This is a genomic window from Methanoregula sp., from assembly GCF_052325125.1.
Classification (GTDB): Archaea; Halobacteriota; Methanomicrobia; order Methanomicrobiales; family Methanospirillaceae; genus Methanoregula.
Genome location: NZ_JBKQWO010000052.1, coordinates 142,720 through 157,459, shown reverse-complemented (window position 1 = coordinate 157,459; position 14,740 = coordinate 142,720). Strand labels below are relative to the sequence as shown.

10 protein-coding genes are annotated in these 14,740 nt (G+C 62.1%); 3 read left to right on the top strand and 7 right to left on the bottom strand.

The genetic code is table 11. The features are described 5' to 3' along the window. Positions 1 to 159: 159 nt before the first annotated feature. Both ACLQMU_RS12540 and ACLQMU_RS12535 read left to right on the top strand, forming a co-directional pair. Positions 160 to 1,248 (top strand): phosphodiester glycosidase family protein, encoded by a 1,089-nt coding sequence (locus ACLQMU_RS12540; RefSeq protein ID WP_443673744.1) that lies wholly within the window; start codon positions 160 to 162, stop codon positions 1,246 to 1,248. Then, positions 1,245 to 4,706: a GH32 C-terminal domain-containing protein gene (locus tag ACLQMU_RS12535; RefSeq protein WP_443673743.1), complete on the top strand. Its 3,462-nt coding sequence runs from the start codon at positions 1,245 to 1,247 to the stop codon at positions 4,704 to 4,706. The genes ACLQMU_RS12540 and ACLQMU_RS12535 overlap by 4 nt, the downstream gene beginning before the upstream one ends. Positions 4,707 to 4,714: 8 nt before the next feature. On the opposite strand, the gene ACLQMU_RS12530 is transcribed toward ACLQMU_RS12535, so the two are convergent. The 3 genes from ACLQMU_RS12530 to ACLQMU_RS12520 form a co-directional block, all read right to left on the bottom strand. Beyond that, complete coding sequence (locus ACLQMU_RS12530; RefSeq protein WP_443673742.1) at positions 4,715 to 4,981, bottom strand: hypothetical protein; 267 nt, start codon at positions 4,979 to 4,981, stop codon at positions 4,715 to 4,717. A gap of 163 nt (positions 4,982 to 5,144) precedes the next feature. Continuing rightward, the gene (locus tag ACLQMU_RS12525) at positions 5,145 to 5,657 is read right to left on the bottom strand and encodes a PIN domain-containing protein (protein ID WP_443673741.1); all 513 of its coding nucleotides are present in this window, start codon (positions 5,655 to 5,657) and stop codon (positions 5,145 to 5,147) included. Further along, a complete protein-coding gene (locus ACLQMU_RS12520) occupies positions 5,654 to 5,944 on the bottom strand; it encodes a hypothetical protein (RefSeq protein ID WP_443673740.1) in 291 nt (96 codons plus the stop codon). The genes ACLQMU_RS12525 and ACLQMU_RS12520 overlap by 4 nt, the downstream gene beginning before the upstream one ends. A 104-nt stretch (positions 5,945 to 6,048) precedes the next feature. On the opposite strand from ACLQMU_RS12520, the gene ACLQMU_RS12515 reads away from it, so the two are divergent. After that, positions 6,049 to 8,133 (top strand): YgiQ family radical SAM protein, encoded by a 2,085-nt coding sequence (locus ACLQMU_RS12515; RefSeq protein ID WP_443673739.1) that lies wholly within the window; start codon positions 6,049 to 6,051, stop codon positions 8,131 to 8,133. A gap of 72 nt (positions 8,134 to 8,205) precedes the next feature. Here the strand turns inward: ACLQMU_RS12515 and ACLQMU_RS12510 are convergent, their stop codons facing one another. The 4 genes from ACLQMU_RS12510 to ACLQMU_RS12495 all read right to left on the bottom strand — a co-directional run bounded on the left by ACLQMU_RS12510 (position 8,206) and on the right by ACLQMU_RS12495 (position 14,729). Then, entirely contained in the window at positions 8,206 to 9,825 is a 1,620-nt protein-coding gene (locus tag ACLQMU_RS12510) for an ATP-binding protein (protein WP_422148242.1), read from the bottom strand. Beyond that, on the bottom strand, positions 9,806 to 10,834 hold the full coding sequence (locus ACLQMU_RS12505) for a DNA double-strand break repair nuclease NurA (protein ID WP_422148238.1): 1,029 nt from the start codon (positions 10,832 to 10,834) through the stop codon (positions 9,806 to 9,808). Before ACLQMU_RS12505 ends, ACLQMU_RS12510 begins: the two co-directional genes overlap by 20 nt. Continuing rightward, the gene (locus tag ACLQMU_RS12500; RefSeq protein WP_424040751.1) at positions 10,835 to 13,273 is read right to left on the bottom strand and encodes an AAA family ATPase; all 2,439 of its coding nucleotides are present in this window, start codon (positions 13,271 to 13,273) and stop codon (positions 10,835 to 10,837) included. A gap of 313 nt (positions 13,274 to 13,586) precedes the next feature. Then, on the bottom strand, positions 13,587 to 14,729 hold the full coding sequence (locus ACLQMU_RS12495; RefSeq protein WP_424040752.1) for a metallophosphoesterase family protein: 1,143 nt from the start codon (positions 14,727 to 14,729) through the stop codon (positions 13,587 to 13,589). Positions 14,730 to 14,740 lie beyond the last annotated feature (11 nt).

Here is a 14,740-nt window from a genome sequence, read left to right as displayed (position 1 = left end):
GCAGCGGCGCACGCCCCAGGAGGTGAGGGATTACGTCCGCCGCATGGTGGACGTTTTCGGCACGATGCGGGGCGGAAGCTGGCTGTATCTCGAAGTGGACCCCGGATTCCCCTACGCCAACGTCGAGGCGCTTTTCGAGACGGCCATGGAACTGCGGGCATGAACGAAGGGCGAAGAGCGAAAGGCGATGGGCGAAAGAGCGAAGAGAGTTTTCGCCTTTTGCTCAGCCTCTGGATCCTTCTTTGCCTCCTGTGCGGGGAATCTTTCGCCGCGCAGACCGTCACTCATCCTTTCGAGGGTGTTACGCTCATCACTCGTGATGACTCCACTCCCCGGCCGGTGAAGATGCACGTCCTGGTGATCGATACCCAAGCGCCGGGAATACGGTTCCTGGTCACGCCGCACGGTGGGAAACGGGACACCCTCAAGCAGACCACGCTGGCGTTCCTGACGGAGCGGAAGGCCCAGATCGCGGTCAACGGCCACTTCTTCGAGCCCTGGCCGCCGCCGAACCCGGACCCCGGCACGGCCGAGCTCGTCGGCCTGGCCGCGTCGAACGGAAACGTCTACTCGCCCTTCAAGGACCACCCGCCCAAGGACTACGCGATCCGGCCCGACGCGCCCGCGCTGAACATCGACGAGCACAACGTCGCCGCTATCGTGCATTGCAACAAGTCCGACCCCTCCCGCAAGAGCGTCGAGGAGCCGGTGACGCTTTATAACGCCGTGGCCGGCAATGAACAGATTTTGACGCGCGGGGCCGTCACCGCGGGCACGGGCAAGTGGGACAACACGCCAGGACCGCTGACCGTGATCGGACTGAAGGCCGACGGAAAGATGGTCATCCTGATCGTGGACGGCCGGCAGCCCCGCGTCAGCGAGGGCCTGTCCACGCGCGAGGCCGCCGGCCTGCTGGCCCGCGATTACCAGGTCGCCGACGCCATCAACCTCGACGGCGGAGGCTCCACCACGCTCTGCCTGGCCGACCCCGCGCCGCGCGTGGTGAACGTGACCGTCGGAATCAACAACGTCCCCGGCACGCTCCGCCCGGTGGGCAGCAACCTGGCCATCTTCGCCACGCCGACGCCGACGGCGGGCGGCGAACGCGACATCGCGCTGCCCGTGCCGCTGCTTTGGGGCGGCCTGTGCGTCATGGCTGTCGTCCTCGTCGTGGGCCTCTGGCGGGTCCGGCGAAGGCCCGGCCGTCGGGCGGCATCTTCGGAAACGGAACATGGAGAAGAGCAATGAAGAATTGGATAAGTATTGCCAACGCCCTTTCCGTGCTGTTCATGGCACTGGGCGCGGCTTGGTCGCAGGTCCCCGGCGGGGCGACGCAACCGGCGGCGGCCGCGCGGCCGGACGTCGTGCTGGCCGATTTCGAGGGCGTGGACTACGGCGACTGGAAGACCACCGGCGAGGCGTTCGGCAGCGGGCCGCGGCGAGGCGACAACAGCGTCTGGCCGTTCCAGGGGGAACGCTACGCATCCTCGATGAACAAGGGCGACGCGTCGGTCGGCACGCTCGCCTCGCCCCAGTTCAAGATCGACCGCCGCTACATCACCTTCCTCATCAGCGGCGGCAACCATCCGGGCGAGACCTGCATCAACCTGCTGGTGGACGGAAAGGTCGCCCGCACGGCCACCGGGGCAGACCACGAATGGATGGTCCGCTGCCTGTGGGATGTCGCCGAATTTACCGGCAAGAGCGCGACGGTCGAAATCGTGGACAAGCACACGGGCAACTGGGGCCACATCAACATCGATGGCATTGTGATGACTGATGAGCAGCGGTTCTCACCCTGGATGTTCTTCGACGGCCAGGATGCGGCCTGCGTCCGCCTGCCGCTGTACGTGTGCGTGCGGCAGGACCCCAACGACAAGCACTGGCCGGACGACAAGACGAAGGTGCAACTGGCCTCGAACGCCCAGTGGAGAATCAACGGCACGCTTTTTGGCCCGGAGGTCGGGCGGATGATCTCGCCGGATTTCAGGATCGACCGCAAGTACATGAATTTCTATTGCTCGCCGTGGTTTGGCGAGATGACCGCGCTGACGCTACGAGTGGACGGCCAGGTCGTCGCCGTCAGCGGGTACGGCCCGATGAGCGGCGACGGATGGCGGTGCTGGGACGTCTCGGCATACGCGGGCAAGACAGGGCGGTTCGAGATCATCGACCGGCACTCGGTGAACATCCCACAGATCGTTCGGCTGGCGGTTTTCCTGGGCGACGAAAAACTGCCTTGCTGCCAGCTCGTCTCGCAATTCAAGGACCCCAGGCAGATCGAGGCCGCGCTGCCCGGCCCGTGCAAGTACCAGCCGGGTTCCGACGTAATCGTCAAGGAGGACCTGAGCAGCGATTATTCTGAAAAGTACCGTCCGCAGTTCCATTTCACCGTCAACCACGGCTGGATGAACGATCCCCATTGCCTGTACTATGACGGCGAATATCACCTGTTCATGGAGCATTTGGGTTGGGGCCACGCGGTCAGCAAGGATTTGGTCCACTGGGTGCAACTCCAAAATGCGCTCTCGGCGGACAACCTGGGCGATTGCTGGTCGGGTTCCGCCGTGGTGGACTGGAACAACACCTCCGGTTTCCAGACCGGCAAGGAAAAGCCGCTGGTCGCCGTGTTCACCTCGTACAGGAACTTCAACGTGAATCCGACCGAAACCCTTTCGCGTCAGGTGCAGAGCATCGCGTACAGCAACGACCGCGGCCGCACCTGGACCAAGCATGAGGGCAACCCGGTCATCCCCGAGCAGGACCGCGACCCCAAGATGTTCTGGTACGAACCGGACAAGAGTTGGCGGCTGGTGCTCTACCAATGCCCGCCGGGGCGCGCGTACTTCGCGTCCAAGGACCTGAAGCACTGGACCAAGGTGGGAAGCGGATCGTACGGCAGCGAGTGCCCGGACTTCTTCGAGCTGCCGATTGCCGGCGAGCCCAAGGCGACGAAATGGGTCGCCGTCACCGGGGACGGAACCTACTTCATCGGCGACTTCGACGGAAAGGACTTCAAGACCGACGGCGCCGATCTGCACGTGGAGTACGGGCCGAACTTCTACGCCACGCAAACCTTCAACGACATCCCCAAGTCCGACGGGCGGCGGATCCAGATCACCTGGATGAACGGCGGAAGCGCGTACCCCGAAACGCCCACGGCCGGCCAGCAGATGACCTTCCCGCGCGAGCTTACGCTCCGCCGCTGCCCCGAGGGGTTGCGGATGTTCAGCAACCCCGTGCGCGAGATAGAAAAGCTCCACGGAAAAGAGCACGCATGGAAGGACCTGACGCTTGCGCCCGGCGAGAACCCGCTGGGCGAACTCAAGGGCGACCTGTTCGACGTTCGCATCGAGATCGACCCGCTGGACGCCACCGAAGTCGGCCTGCGGGTGCGTGGCGAGGACATCTGCTACAACGTCAAGGACGCCAAGCTCACCTGCCGCAAGAACGAGCAGGAGCACAAGGGCGAGGCGCCGGTGGAACTTCAGAACCACCGACTCAAATTGCAAGTGCTGGTGGATCGCGTGTCGCTGGAGACGTTCGCCCAGGACGGCAAGGCGACGATCTCGGCCAAGTTCATGCCAAAGGATAACGCCGCGCCGCTTGATCTTTACGCACTGGGCGGCAAGGCCAAGATCGTCTCGTTGACGGTCTACGAGCTCAACTCGGCCTGGACGCAACCGCCGCGAAAGGACCGCTCGCGGGCGCAGGGCGGGTTCATCAAGCTCGGACCTATCGGACCGCCTGGCGTGCATATCGGCAAGATCATCAAGGAAATTGGCAAGGTCGGCGCGCAGAACTGGCAGCTTGCCGACGACACCGCCGTGAACTGGTGGAAAAACGATCCCCAAGACAACCTCTGCGAACCCGACCAAACCGCCTTGCCTAAAATGCCAGGGAAGAATTACTACATTCTCCAGACCGATATTTCGTCCGACAAAGAGCAAGACGTATTGTTCGACCCTGGTGATTACTTCAAGCCAGTTATTCTTTTTGTGTTTGAAGGTCGGGGCAATCTTGCTATCGATAAGCTTCACCTCAGCGCGGGTAACAACCGGCTGGTCTTGCTGTGCGCCGCTGCTGGCCCGGCTACGATCCGCCTGCTCAAACCGGGCACCAAGGACCGGGCGGACGTTGAATTTCTTCCGCCCGCCATTGACGACAAGGCCGCGCCGTACGTGCCGCCCTCGGCCAAACCGCTGACGCGAAAGACGCTCGCCGGCAAGTGGCGGGCGCGGATCACGCTCAAGCTGCCGCCCGCGCCGTCGATCGACCAGCCCCACCCGGACCCCGGCCTGACGGAACAGGCCCGCAAGTTCGTCGCCGCCGACGCCGACGACCGCGACTGGGAAGTCGTGCCCGTGCCCTCGCCCAACGGCCAGTATTCCAAGGAGTGGTGCAACATCAACGGCGAGTCGGTGTTCCGCAAGTCGGTGAACATTCCGGCCGAGTGGGCGGGCAAGGACCTGACGCTCTCGCTGGGCGCGATCGACGATTTCGACGACACGTTTTTCAACGGCGTCTTCGTCGGGCGGACGGACAAAAACACGTATCGCTTCTTCGCCGCCCCGCGCGTCTACCGCGTGCCGGGCAAGCTGGTCAAGGCGGGCGCCAACGTCATCGCGGTGCGGGCGTTCGACCATTTCGGCGGCGGCGGAATGCTCGGCCCCGAGGCGGACCTTTTCATAGCCCCGGCCCAGTGACCCTTCGCTCACGACATGCGGATTCTCATCGACACGAACCTGCCGTTCTCCCGGTCGATCTTGAAGACCTTGTACTGGCGCTTCGGCGCCATGGCGGCGGCCAGCGTCGGCGACAGGGTCGGGTCCGCGATGGCAAACCCCACCGTGATTAGCCAGAACTTCTCGTCGTCGGTGATCTCGACCTCCTCGAGCTGGACATTGCTCAGGGACTGTTCGGCGTAGAGGTTCTTGGCCTCGCCGATCGCCCGCGACACGGCTTCTTTCATCTCGATCATCGTTCTTCCTTTCCCGAAAGGCGGAAAAAGCTTTCTCCGCGAGGATGGCAAAAAAGGAATTACCAGTTCCATAAACGCTTCCTTTTAGGAAGTGGCGATTCCATTTATCGTCCTTCTTACCGGCCCCAAGTCAAGAAGGATTTTCCGGCCGTGTGTTCCTTGTCTAAGGCCACTTCCAGTTTCCCAGCCTGATGTGATTGAAGTTCACCGCGTGCCCGCCGATGGATTCAAAACATTGCGCCAGACAAAAGTCGTCCGTGAGGAGCAGATACTTGCCTTTAGCCAAGGCCAGGATGCAACAATCAGTGAGCCCAAGTTTGCGAAATGAACTCTCCTCCATAGTCGTCGCGCTGGGGACGTAGGTTTCCGCGAGAACGCGGACTTCCTTGGCGAAGACTTGCTCGAAAAACACCGTCGCTCGCCGCGGGTCTCTCATTTGAGCGGCCAGATTGGACACCTCCGTAAGAATGTTTGGAGTGGTCGCGAGCGTTGCAAATTCGCGTAGAAACGCGTACAGCGTGTCGAAGTCTTCGGGCACAAACTCCTGCGTTCGCTTGTGAGTGTGGATCAAGCTGCGGTCGTAACGCCCCACGAGCCAGAGCAGAAGGAGGTTCGTATCGACCAATATCCCCTTCCTGCGATATCGTTTGAACAGGATATCGAGTTTGCCCGTCATGCCACTCGCATTTTCATCGATATGATCTTGCCGTTTCTCCGGTCGATCTTGAAAACCTTGTACTTGCGCTGGTACATGCCCAATGCCGCTGCCACGGTTTTCGACATGCGGCCGCCAGTTGCTTTCCCGCCTCTGGTGTCAAGCAGAGAGAAACCCACGGTGATGAGCCAGAAGTTCTCGTCTTCCGTCATTTCCATTTCTTCCAACAGCAAGTCGACAGCTTGTTTTCCGTACAATCTTTCGACCTCGCTGAAGGCCAATGCCACAGCTTCTTTCACGTCGATCATTGTTCTTCCTTTCCCAAAACGGGAAAACGCCTTGTCGTGCGTTCCGCCCTGCGGGTCAATCTTTGAGTCGTACTACCTTTATGATATCATTGAAATACATCTTAATGTCAAATCAACTTGAAAATATCGCTCCCCTGAAGCAGCCGGACTTCCTGCCGATGTCGCGCAAGGAGATGGACCGCCTGGGCTGGGGCGAGCTCGACATGCTGCTGGTCAGCGGCGACGCGTACGTCGATCATCCATCCTTCGGCGCGGCGATCCTCGGGCGGTGGCTGGTGGCGCACGGGTATCGCGCGGGCGTCGTCGCCCAGCCCCGATGGACCACGCCCCAGGACCTGCTGTGCATGGGTCGGCCGCGGCTCTTCGCGGGCGTGACGGCCGGCGCGATGGACTCCATGCTCGCCCACTACACCGCCTTCCGCAAGAAGCGTCACGACGACGCGTATACTCCGGGCGGCCAAGCGGGGCAGCGGCCCAACCGCGCGTGCGTGGTGTACGCGAACCTGGCCAGGCAGGCATTCCCGAAACTGCCCATTGCGCTGGGCGGCATCGAGGCCTCGCTCCGCCGCCTGAGCCACTACGACTTCTGGACCGACAAGCTCCGCCGCTCGATCCTCCTGGACGCCAAGGCGGACCTGATCCTCTACGGCATGGCCGAACGGGGCATCCTGGCCCTGGCCCAATGTGGTATGGGCATCCTGCCCGTGTCTGAATCCGAACAGAACCAAAAACAACAACAGCAAGACAGGGCCGGGACGGCCCTGGAACACATGGGCAAGATGCCCATGCCACACAAAGACACGGGCAAGATGCCCATGCCACATCCGGAGGGCATTCCCGGCGCGGCCTACATCGGGCAGGAGTCCGATCTGCCGCCCGGAGCCAATGTGATGCGCCTGCCTTCGCATGAGGAAATCCTCGCCGACGGCAGAAAACTCATGGAAGCCACCCTCGCGATGGAGCGGCACGTCCACCAGGCCGCCGCCTTCGCCGTCCAGCGGGTCGAGGGCCGCTCGCTCATCCTCACTCCTCCCGCGCCGCTGACGACCGAGGAGTTGGACGAACTCTACGCCCTCCCCTTCACTCGCCGGCCGCACCCGTCGTACCAGCAGCCGATCCCCGCCGCGGAAATGATCGCCTGGAGCATCACCACGCATCGCGGCTGTGGCGGCGGATGCTCGTTCTGCGCGCTGGCCGGACACCAGGGGCGGCGAATCCGCTCGCGGAGCGCCTCGTCGATCCTGCGCGAGGCCGAGTCGTTCGCCGCGCACAAGAACTTCGCGGGCAGCGTCAGCGACGTGGGCGGCCCCAGCGCCAACATGTGGGGCGGCCGGTGCGCCGCCGACGCCGCACAATGTAAACGCGCGAGCTGCCTGTTCCCCGGCGTCTGCCCGCACTTCCAGGTCGATCAGATGCGGATCGTCGAACTGCTCCGGCGGGTCCAGTCCGTCAAGGGCGTCCGGCACGTCCGCGTCGCCAGCGGCATCCGCCACGACCTGGCCCTGAAGGACCTTCCCTACCTCCGGGCGATCGTGCGGGAGTTCGTCGGCGGCCAACTCAAGGTCGCGCCCGAGCACCTGGCCGAGCGCGTGCTGACCCTGATGCGAAAGCCAGGCCCCGAGGTCTTCGAGCGGTTCCTGGAGGTGTTCGACCGGGAGTGCTCCGCCGCGGGTAAGCCGCAATTCGTGATCCCGTATCTCATCTCCGCCTTCCCCGGCTGCACGATGGCCGACATGCACCAATTGGCCCGCTGGCTGGCCAAACGCAACTGGCAGCCGCAGCAGGTGCAGTGTTTCATTCCGCTGCCCGGAACGTTGGCGGCCGCCATGTACTACGCGGGCATCGACCCCGACGGCAGGCCCATCCCCGTCGCCCGCACCGACGCCCAGCGAATGAAAATGCACTACGCGCTGGTGAAGCCCGGAACCCACTTTGGAGAAAAGCTGCTGGCACGGAAGATACACCGGCAGTTCGACGAATCTTTCGGATTGGTCATTGCCGGTTACTTCAGGATCCTCAGGGAATGGTCAAGCCAGGTAACGTACCAGATGGGCCGGAAATTCGAGACCTATGCCGAACGATACCGGGCACAGGCAGTACAATCACCACAGGGCCAGGATCTTACTGCGGATGAGATGAGTGCTATCGAGAAGGATCTCCTGTTCCTGGAATCATCCACAATGAGCTGAACCCGGTGGCGTTTTTTAAGACCGGAGAGTGAGTCCAAAGGGGACAGATTCGGTAAAAATTATCAGAAAAGGTTATGAAAACCCAGTCGACAGCCCCTCGCGGATGTCCTTCTTCTTTTCCGCGTTGAGCCGGGCCACGTAGTCCTCGAACCGGTGGATCCGGGTGCTGACCGGGAAGGGGATGCCGATCGTGGAGATGATCGCGTCTCCCTGGTCGAGGGTCTGGATCTCGATCTCCATCTTCGATAAGTCCTGCTTGGCACTCCCGATGATGATGTCGCGGTCGCCCCGGTCGCCAAGGCCCATCACGACAAACGTGTTGATCTGGGCGAGCACCTTCGCGTCCACGTTCTTTGGCTGCTGGGTGATCACGCAGAGGCCTACGCCGAACTTGCGGCCTTCCATCGCGCACTCGCGGAAGATCTGGGTGGACGAACCCCCTGACCCGAGCACCCTTTGCGCCTCTTCGATGGTGATGAGCACTTTTTTTTGTTCGGCCGGTTCGGCATCAGGACCGAACTCCTCGGCCGAGGCGCGGTGGGCCTGCATGATCCTCCGGGTGATCATCGAGAGGACAAGCAGTTCGCTGCGCTCGCCCATGCGGGGGATGTCGATGAGAACCACCTTGTTCTCGTGAAGGTACCGGAGGATCTCCGGGACGGCCGAGCCGGATTCGCGGAAGAATTTCCGGTTGCCCTGCACGATGTTCCGGAGGCGCCGCTGTATGACCCCCAGCGTGCCGGGGTGAAACGATCCCAGTTTATTTGCAATATCAGGATATGGCCCGGTATACCGGTTGGCCTTTACATCATCCGGAAGCGTCTCAACATTCACCGAGAGGAAGAAGGGGATGAGCTCTTTTCCTGAAATCTCGTCGAGCGTTTCAATCAGGTCGCGCTGGGCCTGCGATGAATCGTACAGGAGGTTGAGATCCGTCATCCGGAAATCATCGTAGTCGAGCCAGAGGCTGGACAGCGAGTATTTCTTCCGGTCGCTCTCGCTGATCGTAAAGACCGCAAGCCCGTCTTTTCCCGCACCGTAGTGGACGAGCCCGAGCGTGCGCTCCCCGGTACTCGACTGCCCGCCCCGCACGTATTCGCCGTGGGGATCGACCATTAAAAGGCCGAACTGCTGCTGCTTCATGCAGGAGGCGCAGAAGGTCTTCATGAAGTTGGACTTACCCATGCCGGTCGTCGCAAAGACGCCCATGTGCTGGGGAAGCACCTTGCTGTGGATCCTGACGGGCACGTCCCGGAGCACACCCTGACCGGTCCGCATGACACCGACTTCGATATCGCCCATGACTCTGGTGAGGAACACGAAGTCCCCGGCATTTGGGATCGTCACCGGGGAAAATTTTGTGGGCACCGTGCGGGGTTTTTTAAAGATCCCGTTCTCATCGACAAACCCGAGCGGGACTGCCTCGACTTCAATGAACACATCTTCGCCAAGATCGTAGAAATGCTCGGAGAACGGGCGGGTGTCCCAGTTTTCATCGGCAAAATTGCTCTCGTGGACAAGGTCGCTCACCTTCGCGTAGAACGAATACCCCTTGGCCGTGTCGGTGATCTTCAGGATGTCGCCGACAAAGAGGGTTTCCGTGTGGGGGATGATAAACCGGTACGAGAGCACGCTCCGCCCGATCAGCCGGAATTTCGTCGTATCCTCATGTTCAGTATCGTTCAAAGTCATCATGTAAATCACCAAAGAGGTCTTCAAAGAGCCGGTTGCGGATCCCCTGTTTTAAAAGGCCGGCTTTTACGTCCTGCTGTACCCGGGTCACCAGCGCCTCATCGATGATGACGGCACGGTGGGCATCGAGAAGCGGGTAGGGGTACCCGGGGATTCTCCCGTCATCGGCGCACGCGGCGAGGGCCTGCATGGTGGCCGTTATTGTCTGTTCGTCCGCACCTTTAGGGAGTTCCAGCTTCATCGGCCGTGCCACGTGCGGGTGGAGCGATGCAACGTAGATCTCCCCGTGCCTCCCTTGCCGGTACTCGGTGTTGTCGAGAAGGTGGGGATCGATCTTCGTCCACCACGGGCCGGTGATGCCGAGCTGGCCGGCAAGGCCCCTCATCGCAGGAAGGAGCGGGTGCCCTCCGCCCCACGTGGCCCGGGTCCTTTTTGCAACGGCGGCAAGAAGGATACCGCGCTCCTCCGCTTTTTTTATGATATCGGCTAGAACCGGTTCGTGGTTCTGGCTGGTGACCCTGAGTGCGCCATCGATGAGGAGGAGGGATCCTCGTGGCAGGGTGGCCGCGGTCTCCTGCGTGACCCAGTACTCCAGCGTGTCCCGGAGCGTATCGGAGGCACGGTCGGGATCGCTGTTGTCCAGACCCTTGTGCGGGAGCGTGCCGAAACACTCCCGGTACAGGTCATCGAAGTCGTTGTTCCGGTGCTGGGGGCCGATGGTCACGATAGTGAGGGGCGTGATGGCCCGGCCTGACCTGGCAGTGCCGGTAAAGGTTGTCCGGCCGGCCCGGATCGCGGCAAGGGCGATACTCGCTCCTTCGAGAACCATCGCGTTGCTCCCGTCCACGGCACTCACGGTACCGGAAGGGCCGGGGAGAATTTCGTGGAAATCGTCTTTATGTATGCCGCTCTTTTCGGCAAACCGTGCCACGAGGTCGTCCGGGGCATGTACAGCAATTTTTTCGAGCGCTGAACTCACCGATGCTTCGTACAGCCTCCGGTTGTCCATTTACTCCACCGCCTTTACCCGGCTCGAAAGATCAGTGCCCATCTCGACTATGAGCGTTGTGGCAAACTCGCCCTGCATCTCGGGGATGTGGGAGATGAGGAGGATCTGCGGGAACCTCGATTCCTGTGTGCGCAGCGCCGTGAGCAGGTTGTTTCTCCGCTCCTCGTCCTGGCTCCCGAAGATCTCGTCGAAGATGAGGAGCGTGCTCTCGTGGACATTGTGGAGCTCGGCGAGGTACCGGGAGAGGGCGATCCTGAGCGCGACCGCGATGTCGTCCTGCTCGCCGCCGGAAAAGCGGTCGATGGCATAGTCGTCGTCCACGTCCCGGATGAGGAGGTTGAAGTCCTCGTCGAGGAGCACCCGCTCGTACCGCCCGCCGGTGATCTCGCTCACGATCCGGCTCACCTCTCCTTCGATCCGGCTCCGCACGACCTGCATAAGGTAGATGACGTAATCGGCGATGACCGACCGTGTCAGTTTCAGGAGTTCGATCTCTTCGGTCCCGGCCGCGATCCGGGCTTCGAGCCCGGTGACCTTTGCCTGGTCGCGTTTGATCTCCGCAATCTTCTCTTCCGCGTGTTTCAGGTGTTCTGCGGCCCGGGCAAGACCGGCGTCGGTCTCCCTTTGAGCCGCGATGACCTGCGCGAGCTCTGCGTCGAGAACCGGACCCTGCTGCGGGTCGAAGGGATGGGTAGCGAGGGTGGCATCTGCCTCTTTTTGTGCCGCCGCGTTCTCCGCGATCCGGGTCCTTGTGGCCGCGAGCTGGGCCTGCACCTCGCCGGCCTGCGCCAGCTGCCGGGCGAGCTCGTTGTACCGTACCTGCACCTGTTCGAGATCCGTAACTGCCTTCTCCGCTGCAGCGTATGCCGCGGGATCGAATCCGAGAGCGGCGATACGGCCTGCCAGCTCCCGGCCTGCCGCTTCCTTCTCCTGCGAGGCTTTGGCCAGATCGGCGAGTTCTCTTTCCGCTGTCTCACGCTGCTTCTGCGCATCCGCAAGGGCCCGGAGGCCGGCGAGTTTCGGTGCGATCCCGTCAAGGTCGGCCTTCTCTTTTTCCATTTTTTCGGTTGCCGCAAGGACGGAGACGGCTTCGTCATGGATGGCCGCCAGCTGTGCAGCAAACTCTTTTTCGATCCCGCCGTAGTGGGTGCCGAGTTTCTGCCGGCAGAGCGGGCAGGTGCCGTCGGCCCCGGCAGCCTCGATGGTGGCCTTGTCGCGGAGGAGTTTCTCCCGGTCGGCGAGAAGGCGTTCCTGCCGTGCCGCACATGTCCCGAGCGAGCGTGAGACCTCCGCGCTCTTTGCCGCGGCAAGGGTGTCGAGACCGGCATCCGGGACCGTGCCCACGATCCGGAGCGCTGCGCGAATCTCCGCCCGGAGCCCGGCCGCACTCTCCGCATCCTTGTCAAACCGGGCGAGCTGCTGCCTGAGCTTCTCCATCCGTGCTGCAAGGTCGGTACGCTCCCGTGCGGCAAACTGCTGCTCGGCCGCGAACCGGTCGGCCTGCGCTTTCTGCTCCCTCGCCTGTTCGAGCTGCTGCTTTTTTTCCGGGTAGAGAGCGACCTGCCTTTCGAGGGTACGGAACTCCTGCTCCTGTGCGGAGAGGGCGGCAAGGCGCTTTTCCAGATCCCCTTTCTGCTTTGCGAGGTTTGCCTGCTCCCGGAGGAGGGCATCTTTCTTCTCCAGGTGCCGGGCATGCTCCACCTTCCGGGCCGTGAAGTCTTTGATCGCCGCCTCGGCCTTCGCCTTTTTCCCGGCGTGAGCTGCCTTTCCGGTTTCGAGCGCCGCGATCTCCTTTTTTGTGTCCGCGACCGTGGTCTCCAGCCGGGCGAGCTCGTCTGGGTCCTGCCGCTCGCGCATGCCCACGAGTTCCCCTTCGAGAAGCCTGCGATCGCTTTCCGCTTTATCGGCCCGCTCCTTCAAGATCTTCTGGCTCTCGGCGCTGAGGTAATCGATGCCGAGCGCCTTAAGGAACCACTCCTTTCTCTTCCCCGGCGTGGTCTCAAGGAGGGTCAAAAGATCCTTCTGGCCCGCGTAGATGGTGTTTTTGAAGTCCACCGGGCCCATGCCGAGCGTCCGGCGCACTTCTGCTTCGACCGGGCCGACGCCCTTTGCCATCATTTTTCCGGCCCGGTAGAACTCCGCATCGTGCTGGACGGTCTTTCCCTTCCTGAATGTCCGCACGACCGCGTACTTCTCCCCACCTACGGAAAAGTCGAGCCTGACCTCGCACCGCTCTTTTGGCGATGCAAAACCTGAGACGATGTAGTCGGCGGCAATACCGGTCGCCTGCACACCGTACAGCGCAAAGAAGATCGCCTGGACGATGCTCGACTTGCCCGTGCCGTTGTTCCCGAGGATGCCGGTGATGCCATCCTGGAATCTGATCTCCTCGTGCCGGAACCTCTTGAAGTTCTTCAGGACGAGCCGGTCAATGATCATAGAATGGCTCCGGAACGATTTTTTATTGACGCTCCTGGGGGCCACGCCCCCGCCGCGTGGGCATCCCCCGTTTGCGATGACGACATATTACCTGTTCTGGAAGAAAACGAGGTTCGGTATATGTCAGTGAAGTTTGTGAGCACACTCACCCCCTTCGGGGGTCGCGGCTGGGCAATGAGCGGGTGCGTAAAATTAGTACGGTAATTGAGGCCGCCGCGGTAGCGCCCCCGCGGGGGCGGCGGCAGGCATCGCGCCTGATCCGGATTGTTTTGCCGGACCACAAAACGACCTGCCGGAAAACCCGTTGGAGAGATCATTCTCCATCCTCCCGGTGCTGCTCCATGGCTGCGGACAGCGCCTCGCGGCCGGTGGCCGCAACAAACACTTTCTGCTTTGGCGAGAGGTTCTGCTTGTCAAGGAACGCCCCGAATTCCGCGAGGTAATCGATCGCCCGCACGTCCTGCTGGAGCGGGACCGGCGTGTTCTCTGCCTCGGACTTCACCCGGATCTTCAGGTCGAGCAGGTGTTCCCGGATACCGGCAAGGGCCCGCATGTCGATGCCCTTCCCGTGCTCCCGGGACATGCCGTCGAGCGTGACCTGCGCAAGAGAGAACTTTTCGGGCCGCTTTGCCTCCACCCGCCTGATGATCTCGTCCGTGATCTCCGATGTGTGCCGGCCGGCGCAGGCGATCGTGCCGCAGTCGTACATCGGCGTCCTTGGCAGGTCGAGGTGCTCGACCGTGTGCCGCGCAGGATCGACTACGAGACCGCCTTTCTCATCCCGGATCTCGCCGTACGTGAGGTACTCGGTGGAGCCCGAGTACCACGCGTTCGTGGTGATCTGCGACTGGTTATGGTAATGGCCGAGCGCGATGTAATCGAAACCGTCGGACAGGATCGTGCTGTCGAGCTCGTGCTCCGCGACGGTTGCAAGGCGCCTATCCTTTATCGCAGTCGCTAAGCCGTGGGTCACGAGCACGTTGTTCCGGCCCGGCGCAAGCTCGACCGCATCGTATGCCGTGCGGTAATCCTCCACGCGGAGCATGTTGGGGATCAAATGGAAGACCGTATCCCCGATCTCCACCCGCTCGTACTTAAACGAGTACGCGGCGTGGATCTCCGCGGGGTGGTAGTCGAGGACCGCGAGCGGCGAGGTGGTGTACCGGGTCTTCACCATGCTGTGGTTGCCGGTCACGATCACGAGCGGGATCCCGGCATCGCGAAGCCGGGTGAGCGCGTCGAGCACGGTGGTATAGGCGCGGGTCTTGGGCTTGACCGTATCGAAGAGGTCGCCCGCATGCACGAGCACATCGGGCTTCTCCCGGATGATCACGTCAATCGCAGCAAGGAAGTTATCGTAGATCTGCTTCTCGCGCAGGTTCATCCCCGAGTCCGGGTCGAGCCGGGAAAATGCGGCGAGGCCGAGGTGCGTATCTGCGATATGGACGAGCTTCATTCTCTTACGAT